The organism is Janibacter cremeus (assembly GCF_029395675.1).
Lineage (GTDB): Bacteria > Actinomycetota > Actinomycetes > Actinomycetales > Dermatophilaceae > Janibacter > Janibacter cremeus_A.
The window spans coordinates 3,240,215-3,250,544 of record NZ_CP115184.1; the positions used below are offsets into that span (position 1 = coordinate 3,240,215).

Sequence of the window (10,330 nt, forward strand, 5' to 3'; positions counted from 1 at the left end):
CGAGCAGGAGGCCCTGGTCGCCCGTGCCTCCGCACGCCACGTGCGCGTCACGCCGATGAAGGCGCGCCGCGTCGTCGACCTGATCCGCGGCAAGGACACCCAGACCGCGATCGCGACGCTCCAGTTCGCCCCCCAGGGTGCGGCCGAGCCGATCCTGAAGGTCCTGAACAGCGCGATCGCCAACCTGCGCGTCAAGGCCGACGAGGCGGGGGAGCCGTTCGACGAGCGCAACCTCCTCGTCACCTCGGCCTACGTCGACGAGGGCCCGACGATGAAGCGTTTCCGTCCGCGGGCCCAGGGCCGCGCCGGCCGGATCAACAAGCGCACCAGCCACATCACCGTCCTCGTGACGAGCAAGCCTGAGAAGGCCGCGAAGGGAGGGACCCGCTGATGGGTCAGAAGATCAACCCGCACGGCTTCCGTCTGGGCATCACCAACGACCACAAGAGCCGCTGGTTCGCCGACTCCAACAAGGAGGGTCAGCGTTACCGCGACTACGTCAAGGAGGACGTGGCGATCCGCAAGCTCCTGTCCACGGGCATGGAGCGCGCCGGGATCGCCCGCGTCGAGATCGAGCGCACCCGGGACCGCGTGCGGGTGGACATCCACACCGCGCGTCCGGGGATCGTCATCGGTCGCCGTGGCGCCGAGGCCGACCGCATCCGCGGTGAGCTCGAGAAGCTCACCGGCAAGCAGGTCCAGCTGAACATCCTCGAGGTCAAGAACCCCGAGATCGAGGCCCAGCTCGTCGCCCAGGGCATCGCCGAGCAGCTCGCTGCTCGCGTCACCTTCCGTCGCGCCATGCGCAAGGGGATGCAGTCCTCCCTCCGCGCCGGTGCCAAGGGCATCCGGATCCAGTGCTCCGGTCGCCTCGGTGGTGCCGAGATGTCCCGCTCCGAGTTCTACCGCGAGGGTCGCGTCCCGCTGCACACCCTCCGCGCGAACATCGACTACGGCTTCTACGAGGCCCGCACGACCTTCGGCCGCATCGGCGTCAAGGTCTGGATCTACAAGGGCGACATGACCGAGAAGGAGTTCGCGGCCCAGCAGGCGTCCGCCGCTCCGCGTGGTCGTGGCCCGCGTCGCGAACGTGACGACCGTCCCGCCCGCGCCCGGCGTGGTGGCGACCGCAGCAAGGAGGCGCCGGCCCAGGCCGCCGCCTCGGCTGAGGCCCCCGCCGCCGAGGCTCCGGCCAAGACCGAGGGAGAGTCCTGAGATGTTGATCCCCCGACGGGTCAAGCACCGCAAGCAGCACCACCCGAAGCGCTCGGGCATGTCGAAGGGCGGCACCACCGTCTCCTTCGGTGACTACGGCCTCCAGGCTCTGGACCCGGCCTACGTCACGAACCGTCAGATCGAGGCGGCTCGTATCGCCATGACGCGTTACATGAAGCGTGGCGGCAAGGTCTGGATCAACATCTACCCGGACCGTCCGCTGACCAAGAAGCCGGCTGAGACCCGCATGGGTTCCGGCAAGGGCTCGCCCGAGTGGTGGGTGGCCAATGTCAAGCCGGGCCGGATCATGTTCGAGATCTCCGGTGTCGACGAGAACGTGGCGCGCGAGGCGATGCGCCTGGCGATGCACAAGTTGCCGATGAAGTGCCGCTTCGTCGCGCGTGAGGGTGGTGACAACTGATGGCAGTCGGATCCAAGGACCTGACCCCGGCGGACCTGCGTGAGCTGACCGATGACCGTCTGGTCGACGAGCTGCGCAAGGGCAAGGAGGAGTTGTTCAACCTCCGCTTCCAGTCGGCGACCGGCCAGCTGGACAACCACGGCCGTCTGCGCGCGGTCCGCAAGGACATCGCCCGGATCTACACCGAGATGCGTGAGCGCGAGCTTGGAATTGGAAGCAGCATCGGGTCCGGTGACGCGAAATGAGCGAGAATGTGAAAGAAGGCCCCGTGAGCTCCACCCCAGAGCGGAACGACCGCAAGACGCGTCGCGGCTACGTCGTCAGCGACAAGATGGACAAGACCGTTGTCGTCCAGGTCGAGGACCGCGTCAAGCACGCCCTGTACGGCAAGGTCATGCGCCGGACCGAGAAGGTCAAGGTGCACGACGAGGAGAACACCGCCGGCATCGGCGACCACGTCGTCATCATGGAGACGCGGCCGCTGTCGGCCAGCAAGCGCTGGCGCCTGGTCGAGATCCTCGAGAAGGCCAAGTAATAGGTCCTGGGGACGTCGTCCCCAGGATGCTCCCCTGACGACCCGCGTGGCATCGCCGCGTAGGGAGTCAGGGATCGAGAGGGAACGAGTTCCCTCTCCCACAGACCGAAAGTCCAGTTCGGCAAGGCTCCGTCCGGGTTCGCCCGGGCAGGAGAACCAGCACGACGACAGGAGTGAGAAGTGATCCAGCAGGAGTCGCGACTGCGCGTCGCCGACAACACCGGTGCCAAGCAGATCTTGTGCATCCGCGTGCTCGGTGGCTCCGGCCGCCGGTACGCCGGCGTCGGCGACACCATCGTCGCCACCGTCAAGGACGCCATCCCCGGCGGCAACGTCAAGAAGGGCGACATCGTCAAGGCGGTGATCGTCCGCACGACCAAGGAGAGCCGCCGCGTCGACGGTTCGTACATCAAGTTCGACGAGAACGCTGCCGTCATCCTCAAGGCTGATGGCGAGCCGCGCGGGACGCGCATCTTCGGGCCGGTCGGTCGCGAGCTTCGCGACAAGAAGTTCATGAAGATCGTCTCGCTCGCACCGGAGGTGATCTGACCCATGAGCAAGCTCAAGATCAAGAAGGGCGACCTCGTCCAGGTCCTGTCCGGCAAGGACAAGGGCCTGCAGGGCAAGGTCATCTCGGTCAGCACCGAGACCCAGCGCGTCGTGGTCGAGGGTGTCCAGCGGGTCACCCGCCACACCAAGGCCGGCTTCGGCGGCCAGGCCGGCGGTCTGGTCGTCACCGAGGCGCCGATCCACGTGAGCAACGTGGCCATCGTCGACCCGGAGGACAACAAGCCGACCCGCGTCAAGACCCGCGTCGAGTCCGTCGAGCGTGACGGACGCACCAAGGCGAGCCGCACCCGTGTCGCGGTGCGCTCGGGCAAGGACCTCTGAGATGACTGAGACCATGACCAGCCCCGCGACCCCGCGACTGAAGACGAAGTACGCCGAGACGGTCGTTCCCTCGCTGAACGACCAGTTCGGCTACACCAACCCGATGCAGGTTCCCCGCGTCGTGAAGGTCGTCGTGAACATGGGCGTCGGTGATGCCGCCAAGGACAGCAAGCTGATCGAGGGCGCCATCCGCGACCTGACCGCCATCACCGGTCAGAAGCCGCAGGTGACCAAGGCCCGCAAGTCCATCGCGCAGTTCAAGCTGCGTGAGGGCATGCCGATCGGTGCGCACACCACCCTGCGCGGTGCGCGCATGTGGGAGTTCCTCGACCGCCTCACCTCGGTCGCGCTGCCCCGCATCCGTGACTTCCGTGGCCTGAGCCCGAAGCAGTTCGACGGCAACGGCAACTACACCTTCGGTCTGACCGAGCAGTCGATGTTCCACGAGATCAACCAGGACAAGATCGATCGCGTCCGTGGCATGGACATCACCGTGGTCACGACCGCCACGAACGACGACGAGGGCCGCGCGCTGCTGAAGGCGCTGGGCTTCCCCTTCAAGGAGAACTGAGATGGCCAAGACCGCCCTGATCAACAAGGCGAACAAGAAGCCGAAGTTCAAGGTCCGCGGTTACACGCGGTGCCAGCGCTGCGGCCGGCCGCACTCGGTCTACCGCAAGTTCGGCCTGTGCCGCGTGTGCCTTCGTGAGATGGCCCACCGCGGTGAGCTTCCCGGCGTGACCAAGTCCAGCTGGTAGACGTCCGCTCGGGGGGCCTCGCTCCCCAGGCACCCCCACAACCCGCGTGGCTCCCTTCGTCCGAAGGGCCACATCCAAGAACTCCTACATCGAAGGTCGCCCCTCAGGGTGAAACCGCGATGAGAGAGGGCAGGCAGAGCCCATGACCATGACCGACCCGATTGCGGACATGCTGACCCGCGTGCGGAACGCCAACTCGGCGCACCACGACGAGGTCTCCATGCCGTACTCCAAGTTGAAGTCGCACATCGCGGAGATCCTCCAGGCGGAGGGTTTCATCGCGGGGTGGACCGTCGAGGAGGCCACCGTCGGCAAGACGCTGGAGATCTCCCTCAAGTACGGCCCGAACCGTGAGCGTTCCATCGCGGGCGTGCGCCGGGTGTCCAAGCCCGGTCTGCGCGTGTACGCGAAGTCCACCAACCTGCCGAAGGTTCTCGGCGGCCTGGGCGTGGCGATCATCTCCACGTCCTCCGGCCTCCTGACCGACAAGCAGGCCGCAACCAAGGGTGTGGGCGGGGAAGTCCTCGCCTACGTCTGGTAAGGGGAAGCAGACATGTCGCGTATCGGACGACTCCCTGTCGCCATCCCCAGCGGTGTCGACATCACCATCGATGGCCAGACCGTCACGGTCAAGGGCCCCAAGGGTGAGCTGCAGACGACCGTGACCGAGCCGATCACGGTCGCCCGGACCGAGGATGGCGTCGAGGTCTCCCGCCCCGACGACGAGCGCGAGTCGCGTTCGCTCCACGGGCTCTCCCGCAGCCTCATCAACAACATGGTCGTCGGTGTCACCGACGGCTACGAGAAGAAGCTCGAGATCCACGGCACCGGTTACCGCGTGCAGCACAAGGGCAACTCCCTGGAGTTCGCGCTCGGGTACAGCCACCCGGTCGTCGTCGAGGCGCCCGAGGGGATCAGCTTCACGGTCGAGAACCCGACCCGCTTCGCCGTGCAGGGCATCGACAAGCAGCTGGTCGGTGAGACCGCTGCCAACATCCGCAAGCTCCGCCGCCCCGACCCGTACAAGGGCAAGGGTGTTCGGTACGAGGGCGAGCAGATCCGTCGCAAGGTCGGAAAGGCTGGTAAGTAAGCCATGGCAATGATCGTCAAGCGAGCCAAGGGCAAGAGCGCCGCTCGTGGTCGTCGCCACCTGCGCGTGCGCAAGAAGGTCACCGGTACCGCGGCGCGTCCGCGCCTGGTGGTCAACCGCAGCAGCCGCCACGTCTTCGTCCAGGTCGTCGACGACACCGTCGGCAAGACCGTCGCCTCGGCGTCGACCATGGAGGCCGACGTGCGTGCACTGGACGGCGACAAGACCGCGCGGGCCAGGAGGGTCGGCGAGCTCGTGGCCGAGCGGGCCAAGTCCGCCGGCATCGAGGCCGTCGTCTTCGACCGGGGCGGCAACCGGTACCACGGTCGCGTCGCCGCGATCGCCGATGGTGCCCGCGAAGGGGGTCTGGCGCTGTGATGCAGACCCAGAACGTCGAGAAGAGGAACATCTGATGCCCGGACCCCAGCGTCGAGGCGCCGGTGCCGCTGGCACCAACGAGCGCTCCAACAACGATCGTCGTGACAACCGTGGCGGCGGAGGCCGCGGCGGTGGCCGCGACCGCAACGAAAGCCAGTACCTCGAGCGGGTTGTGACCATCAACCGCGTCGCCAAGGTCGTCAAGGGTGGTCGTCGCTTCAGCTTCACCGCCCTGGTCGTCGTCGGTGACGGCGACGGCACCGTCGGTGTCGGCTACGGCAAGGCCAAGGAGGTCCCCTCCGCGATCGCCAAGGGTGTCGAGGAGGCGAAGAAGAACTTCTTCACCGTCCCGCGCATCCAGGGCACCATCCCGCACCCGATCGTCGGCGAGGACGCGGCCGGTGTCGTCATGCTCCGCCCGGCATCGCCCGGTACCGGTGTCATCGCCGGTGGTTCCGTGCGCGCCGTGCTCGAGTGCGCCGGCATCCACGACGTGCTGAGCAAGTCGCTCGGCTCGGACAACGCGATCAACATCGTCCACGCGGTGGTCGCGGCCCTCAAGGGCCTCGAGCGCCCGGAGGCCGTCGCGGCCCGCCGCGGTCTGCCCCTGGACGAGGTGGCCCCGGCCGCCATGCTGCGCGCCCAGGCTGCTGGCCGCGCAGAGGCTGCCGACAAGGCGAAGGCGGGTGCCTGATGGCTCAGCTGAAGGTGACCCAGACCCGTTCGGAGATCGGTGGTACCAAGCGTCAGCGTGACACGCTGCGCAGCATCGGTCTGAAGCGCATCGGCGACATCGTCGTCAAGGAGGACCGCCCGGAGTTCCGCGGCATGGTCCAGACGGTTCGCCACCTGGTGACCGTCGAGGAGGTTGACTGATCATGGCTGACTCCAAGGCCAACCCCACGCCGGGGGAGCAGGCGGACGCACCCGCGCTGAAGGTGCACCACCTGCGCCCGGCCCCCGGGGCGAAGACCGCGAAGACCCGTGTGGGTCGCGGTGAGGCCTCGAAGGGCAAGACCGCCGGCCGCGGTACCAAGGGCACCAAGGCCCGGTACCAGGTGCCGGCCCGCTTCGAGGGCGGTCAGACGCCGCTGCACATGCGTCTGCCCAAGCTCCGCGGCTTCAACAACAAGTTCAAGACCGAGTACCAGGTCGTCAACCTCGACCGCATCTCGGCGCTCTTCCCGGAGGGTGGCGCCATCGGCGTCGACGAGCTCGTGGCCAAGGGAGCCGTCCGCGACGGCCATCTGGTCAAGGTGCTCGGCTCCGGCGAGATCTCGGTGAAGGTCGACCTCACGGTGGATGCCTTCTCCGCGAGCGCCAAGGAGAAGATCGAGGCGGCCGGCGGCAGCGTCACCGCACGCTGACCCCCTTCGGTCCCTGCTCGAGGCCGTCCCGCTCGCGGGGCGGCCTCGAGGCGTCTCCGCCCGGCGTGTCCCGCAGCACCCGGGTCCCCGCGCGACCCCCTGACCCACGGCAGGTATCGTCTGTCAGGTTGTGCCGCCGCACGGCGGCCGATACCCAACCGGTCCATCTGCATCCCACGGCACCGACGGCACCGTTCATGGAGGATCCACGTGCTCTCCGTCTTCACTCGGGCGTTCAAGACGCCCGATCTGCGGCGAAAGCTGCTCTTCACGCTGGGCATCGTCATGCTCTTCCGTCTGGGGACCTTCGTGCCGACGCCGAACGTGAACTACTCGGCCGTCCAGGAGTGCATCGACGGCGCCCGCCAGGGGGACGCCGGCAACCAGCTGCTCGGCATGGCCAACCTCTTCAGCGGTGGCGCGCTGATGCAGCTGTCGATCTTCGCGCTGGGGATCATGCCCTACATCACCGCGAGCATCATCGTGCAGCTGCTCACGGTCGTCATCCCCCGCTTCGAGGCGCTGAAGCAGGAGGGCCAGCAGGGTCAGGCCAAGATGACCCAGTACACGCGGTACCTGACGATCGGGCTGGCGGTGCTCCAGTCCGCGACCTTCGTGACCTTCGCGCAGAACCCCGCTGCCCTCTTCGGCAACGCCAACTGCACCCAGATCCTCTACCGCGACAACGTCCTGGACACCGTCTTCATGGTGCTGACGATGACCGCCGGCACGGGCCTGATCATGTGGCTCGGTGAGCTGATCACGGACAAGGGTGTCGGCAACGGCATGTCCCTGCTGATCTTCACCTCCATCACCGCCACCTTCCCCGGTTCGCTGTGGGCCATCCAGCAGCGCGACGACCGCTGGGACCTGTTCATCCTCGTCATCATCATCGGGCTGCTGATCATGGCCGCCGTCGTCTTCGTCGAGCAGTCGCAGCGGCGCGTGCCCGTGCAGTACGCGAAGAAGATGGTCGGTCGCCAGATGTACGGCGGGACCTCCACGTACATCCCGATCAAGGTCAACATGGCCAACGTGATCCCGATCATCTTCGCCAGCTCGATGCTCGCGCTGCCGCAGATGGTGGCCCAGTTCCAGTCGGATCCCCAGGGCAACAACCCCGCCTACGTCGACTGGATCAACACCTACCTGGTGCAGGGCGACCACCCGATCTACATGGCCGTCTACACGGTCATGATCCTGTTCTTCACCTTCTTCTACGTCTCGATCACGTTCAACCCGAACGAGGTCGCGGACAACATGAAGAAGTACGGGGGTTTCATCCCCGGTATCCGGGCCGGGCGACCCACGGCCGAGTACCTCAGGTACGTCATCACCCGCATCACCGTGCCGGGTGCCATCTACCTCGCCTTGGTCTCACTGATCCCGCTCATCGCCTTCGTGCTGATCGGGGCCAACCGTGACTTCCCGTTCGGCGGTGCGTCTATCCTCATCATGGTGGGCGTCGGTCTCGACACGGTGAAGCAGATCGAGTCCCAGCTCCAGCAACACCACTACGAAGGATTCCTGCGCTGATGCGTCTGATCATTCTGGGCCCCCCCGGGGCCGGCAAGGGCACCCAGGCCAGCCGGATCGCCGAGCACTACGAGATCCCCGCGATCTCGACCGGCGACATCTTCCGGGCCAACATCAAGAACGAGACCGAGCTCGGCAAGCAGGTCAAGGAGATCCTCGCCTCCGGCGGCTACGTCTCCGACGAGGTCACCAACGCGATCGTGGCCGACCGCCTGCAGCAGGAGGACGCCTCGCGCGGATTCCTGCTCGACGGCTACCCGCGCACCACCGCGCAGGTGGCCGCTCTCGACGAGATGCTCGCCGAGTCCGGCCAGCAGGTCGACAAGGTGCTCGAGCTCGTCGTCGACGACGAGGTCGTCGTCGGCCGACTGCTCAAGCGCGCCGAGGTCGAGGGACGCGTCGACGACACCGAGGAGGTCATCCGCGAGCGGATGGCGCTCTACCACCGCGAGACCGAGCCCCTCTCCGCGGCCTACGACCAGCGCGGGCTGCTGGTCCGGGTCGACGGGGTCGGTGAGGTCGACGAGGTCGCCCGGCGCATCCTCGACGCCCTCGGTTCCTGACCGGCGGGAGTCGTCCCGTGGGTCTCTTCGCACGTGAGCGGGTCCGTGCGCGCACCCCGCAGCAGCTGCGGGCCATGCGCGTCGCGGGCCTGCTCGTCGGACGCACCCTGGCGATGCTCCAGGAGGAGATTCGACCGGGCATGACCACGGGGCATCTCGACGCGCTGGCGGAGGACCACATCCGCAGCGGCGGCGGGATCCCCAACTTCCAGCTCGTGCCCGGCTACGAGCACACCCTGTGCACCTCGGTCAACGAGGAGATCGTCCACGGCATCCCCGGGGACCGTGTGCTGCGCGAGGGGGACCTGTTGAGCATCGACTGTGGTGCAGAGGTCGAGGGGTGGAACGGCGACGCGGCGATCACCGTCGTCGTCGGTGGTGCGCAGGCGGGCGACCCGGCCGCGGCCCGCCTGTCCGAGGTCACCCGCCGCTCCCTGTGGGCCGGTATCGCCGCCCTCCGCCGCGGAGGCGACCTCAACGACGTCGGCGGCGCGGTCGAGGACTCGGTGCACACGGACGCGCGTGCCGACGGCGTCGAGTACGGCATCGTCGAGGACTACACCGGTCACGGCATCGGTGAGCAGATGCACCTGCCGCCCATGGTGCCCAACTACCGCATCCGTGGGCGGGCCCCGGGCACGCCGGTGGGCAGCACCATCGCCATCGAACCGATGATCACGCTCGGCGCCGAGGCCAACCACGTGCTGGCCGACGACTGGACGGTCGTCACCGACTCCGCGCTGCCCGCAGCGCACTGGGAGCACTCGGTCGCGCTGACCGAGCGCGGCATCTGGGTGCTCACGGCCCTCGACGGTGGCGAGGCCGAGCTGACCGCTCGCGGCGCCCCCTTCGGCCCCCTGGACTGACCGGCGCTCCTCACCCGACGTCGTAGACCAGCTCGACGGTCCCTCCGGCGAACCGACGTTCGCTGCGCAGCCGCAACGGCGTTGTGTAGCCGTCCGGCAGGAATCGCAGCCCACCCCCGAGCACGTGTGGGATGACGTAGGCGCGGACCTCGTCGACCAGCCCGGCGCGCAGGGCACCGGCGGCGAGCGTCGGGCCGCTGATCGAGACGTCCCCGGCGGCGGATGCGACCAGCTCACGCAGCGCCCCGACATCCAGCCGTGACCACAGTCGGGTGCGGGGCGCGTCGACCGACGAGAGCGATCGGGAGACGACCACCTTGTCGGTGTCCTGCCAGGCCTGCGCGAAGCCGCGGTACTGGGGTGACTCGAGGTCGGCGGCCGGCGGATCCTGCCAGTAACGCATCGTCTCCCACATGTGGCGACCGTAGACCTCCAGCGCGCTGGCGGCCTGGATCCGGTTGAAGTGCTCGTGCAGCTGCGCGTCCGGCTCGGTCCAGTCGAGGGACCCGTCGGGGCCGCGGACGTAGCCGTCGAGCGAGACGAGCATCCCGTAGCTCAGACGTCCCATCGCTCTCTCCTTCGTGGATCGTGGTGAGGCAACCACCGTCCCCGCCCCTCTCACGGTGGCGCGCCCGGCGGCCGGGGGCAACACCTGCGCGGCCCGGGGCACGACGTGTTCCGGTGTGGCGCACGCGACGCGGACGGCACGT

19 protein-coding genes are annotated in these 10,330 nt (G+C 67.8%); 18 read left to right on the plus strand and 1 reads right to left on the minus strand.

The window, feature by feature from the left end; translation table 11 throughout:
* The first annotated feature begins 13 nt into the window (after positions 1-13).
* The 18 genes from rplV (at position 14) to map (ending at position 9,620) form a co-directional block, all read left to right on the plus strand.
* The gene (rplV, locus tag O9K63_RS15505; protein ID WP_277242340.1) at positions 14-391 is read left to right on the plus strand and encodes a 50S ribosomal protein L22; all 378 of its coding nucleotides are present in this window, start codon (positions 14-16) and stop codon (positions 389-391) included.
* A complete protein-coding gene (gene rpsC / locus O9K63_RS15510) occupies positions 391-1,215 on the plus strand; it encodes a 30S ribosomal protein S3 (RefSeq protein ID WP_277239289.1) in 825 nt (274 codons plus the stop codon). Before rplV ends, rpsC begins: the two co-directional genes overlap by 1 nt.
* 1 nt (position 1,216) lies before the next feature.
* Positions 1,217-1,636, plus strand: coding sequence for a 50S ribosomal protein L16 (gene rplP / locus O9K63_RS15515; RefSeq protein ID WP_277239291.1), 420 nt, complete (start codon positions 1,217-1,219; stop codon positions 1,634-1,636).
* A complete protein-coding gene (rpmC, locus tag O9K63_RS15520) occupies positions 1,636-1,881 on the plus strand; it encodes a 50S ribosomal protein L29 (RefSeq protein WP_277239293.1) in 246 nt (81 codons plus the stop codon). The genes rplP and rpmC overlap by 1 nt, the downstream gene beginning before the upstream one ends.
* Positions 1,878-2,171, plus strand: a complete 294-nt coding sequence (gene rpsQ, locus O9K63_RS15525; protein WP_277239295.1) for a 30S ribosomal protein S17 — start codon at positions 1,878-1,880, stop codon at positions 2,169-2,171. Before rpmC ends, rpsQ begins: the two co-directional genes overlap by 4 nt.
* A gap of 180 nt (positions 2,172-2,351) precedes the next feature.
* Positions 2,352-2,720, plus strand: a complete 369-nt coding sequence (gene rplN / locus O9K63_RS15530) for a 50S ribosomal protein L14 (RefSeq protein WP_277239297.1) — start codon at positions 2,352-2,354, stop codon at positions 2,718-2,720.
* 3 nt (positions 2,721-2,723) lie between these two features.
* Positions 2,724-3,062, plus strand: coding sequence for a 50S ribosomal protein L24 (rplX, locus tag O9K63_RS15535; protein WP_277239299.1), 339 nt, complete (start codon positions 2,724-2,726; stop codon positions 3,060-3,062).
* A 1-nt stretch (position 3,063) separates the two neighbouring features.
* Positions 3,064-3,633, plus strand: a complete 570-nt coding sequence (gene rplE, locus O9K63_RS15540) for a 50S ribosomal protein L5 (RefSeq protein WP_277239300.1) — start codon at positions 3,064-3,066, stop codon at positions 3,631-3,633.
* A 1-nt stretch (position 3,634) separates the two neighbouring features.
* A complete protein-coding gene (locus O9K63_RS15545) occupies positions 3,635-3,820 on the plus strand; it encodes a type Z 30S ribosomal protein S14 (protein ID WP_007924699.1) in 186 nt (61 codons plus the stop codon).
* A 142-nt stretch (positions 3,821-3,962) separates the two neighbouring features.
* Positions 3,963-4,361, plus strand: coding sequence for a 30S ribosomal protein S8 (gene rpsH / locus O9K63_RS15550; RefSeq protein ID WP_277239304.1), 399 nt, complete (start codon positions 3,963-3,965; stop codon positions 4,359-4,361).
* A gap of 12 nt (positions 4,362-4,373) precedes the next feature.
* Positions 4,374-4,910, plus strand: coding sequence for a 50S ribosomal protein L6 (gene rplF, locus O9K63_RS15555; protein ID WP_277239305.1), 537 nt, complete (start codon positions 4,374-4,376; stop codon positions 4,908-4,910).
* A 3-nt stretch (positions 4,911-4,913) separates the two neighbouring features.
* Positions 4,914-5,288 carry a 50S ribosomal protein L18 gene (gene rplR / locus O9K63_RS15560; RefSeq protein WP_277239306.1) on the plus strand — a complete coding sequence of 125 codons (375 nt, stop codon included), beginning with the start codon at positions 4,914-4,916 and terminating at the stop codon, positions 5,286-5,288.
* Positions 5,289-5,322: 34 nt separating this feature from the next.
* Positions 5,323-5,982 carry a 30S ribosomal protein S5 gene (gene rpsE, locus O9K63_RS15565; protein ID WP_277239308.1) on the plus strand — a complete coding sequence of 220 codons (660 nt, stop codon included), beginning with the start codon at positions 5,323-5,325 and terminating at the stop codon, positions 5,980-5,982.
* On the plus strand, positions 5,982-6,164 hold the full coding sequence (gene rpmD / locus O9K63_RS15570; protein WP_277239310.1) for a 50S ribosomal protein L30: 183 nt from the start codon (positions 5,982-5,984) through the stop codon (positions 6,162-6,164). Before rpsE ends, rpmD begins: the two co-directional genes overlap by 1 nt.
* Positions 6,165-6,166: 2 nt before the next feature.
* Complete coding sequence (rplO, locus tag O9K63_RS15575; RefSeq protein WP_277239312.1) at positions 6,167-6,655, plus strand: 50S ribosomal protein L15; 489 nt, start codon at positions 6,167-6,169, stop codon at positions 6,653-6,655.
* A 210-nt stretch (positions 6,656-6,865) separates the two neighbouring features.
* Positions 6,866-8,191: a preprotein translocase subunit SecY gene (secY, locus tag O9K63_RS15580; RefSeq protein ID WP_277239314.1), complete on the plus strand. Its 1,326-nt coding sequence runs from the start codon at positions 6,866-6,868 to the stop codon at positions 8,189-8,191.
* The gene (locus O9K63_RS15585; protein ID WP_277239316.1) at positions 8,191-8,754 is read left to right on the plus strand and encodes an adenylate kinase; all 564 of its coding nucleotides are present in this window, start codon (positions 8,191-8,193) and stop codon (positions 8,752-8,754) included. The genes secY and O9K63_RS15585 overlap by 1 nt, the downstream gene beginning before the upstream one ends.
* 17 nt (positions 8,755-8,771) lie before the next feature.
* On the plus strand, positions 8,772-9,620 hold the full coding sequence (gene map, locus O9K63_RS15590) for a type I methionyl aminopeptidase (RefSeq protein WP_277239319.1): 849 nt from the start codon (positions 8,772-8,774) through the stop codon (positions 9,618-9,620).
* A gap of 10 nt (positions 9,621-9,630) precedes the next feature.
* On the opposite strand, the gene O9K63_RS15595 is transcribed toward map, so the two are convergent.
* Complete coding sequence (locus O9K63_RS15595; protein ID WP_277239321.1) at positions 9,631-10,188, minus strand: dihydrofolate reductase family protein; 558 nt, start codon at positions 10,186-10,188, stop codon at positions 9,631-9,633.
* Positions 10,189-10,330: the final 142 nt, after the last annotated feature.

Bases quoted from the DNA above. Each gene is read 5' to 3' on its own strand.
- rpsC (WP_277239289.1), top strand. From the start codon at position 391: ATGGGTCAGAAGATCAACCCGCACGGCTTCCGTCTGGGCATCACCAAC.
- rplP (WP_277239291.1), top strand. From the start codon at position 1,217: ATGTTGATCCCCCGACGGGTCAAGCACCGCAAGCAGCACCACCCGAAG.
- rpmC (WP_277239293.1), top strand. From the start codon at position 1,636: ATGGCAGTCGGATCCAAGGACCTGACCCCGGCGGACCTGCGTGAGCTG.
- rpsQ (WP_277239295.1), top strand. From the start codon at position 1,878: ATGAGCGAGAATGTGAAAGAAGGCCCCGTGAGCTCCACCCCAGAGCGG.
- rplX (WP_277239299.1), top strand. From the start codon at position 2,724: ATGAGCAAGCTCAAGATCAAGAAGGGCGACCTCGTCCAGGTCCTGTCC.
- rplE (WP_277239300.1), top strand. From the start codon at position 3,064: ATGACTGAGACCATGACCAGCCCCGCGACCCCGCGACTGAAGACGAAG.
- O9K63_RS15545 (WP_007924699.1), top strand. From the start codon at position 3,635: ATGGCCAAGACCGCCCTGATCAACAAGGCGAACAAGAAGCCGAAGTTC.
- rpsH (WP_277239304.1), top strand. From the start codon at position 3,963: ATGACCATGACCGACCCGATTGCGGACATGCTGACCCGCGTGCGGAAC.
- rplF (WP_277239305.1), top strand. From the start codon at position 4,374: ATGTCGCGTATCGGACGACTCCCTGTCGCCATCCCCAGCGGTGTCGAC.
- rplR (WP_277239306.1), top strand. From the start codon at position 4,914: ATGGCAATGATCGTCAAGCGAGCCAAGGGCAAGAGCGCCGCTCGTGGT.
- rpsE (WP_277239308.1), top strand. From the start codon at position 5,323: ATGCCCGGACCCCAGCGTCGAGGCGCCGGTGCCGCTGGCACCAACGAG.
- rpmD (WP_277239310.1), top strand. From the start codon at position 5,982: ATGGCTCAGCTGAAGGTGACCCAGACCCGTTCGGAGATCGGTGGTACC.
- rplO (WP_277239312.1), top strand. From the start codon at position 6,167: ATGGCTGACTCCAAGGCCAACCCCACGCCGGGGGAGCAGGCGGACGCA.
- O9K63_RS15585 (WP_277239316.1), top strand. From the start codon at position 8,191: ATGCGTCTGATCATTCTGGGCCCCCCCGGGGCCGGCAAGGGCACCCAG.
- O9K63_RS15595 (WP_277239321.1), bottom strand. From the start codon at position 10,188: ATGGGACGTCTGAGCTACGGGATGCTCGTCTCGCTCGACGGCTACGTC.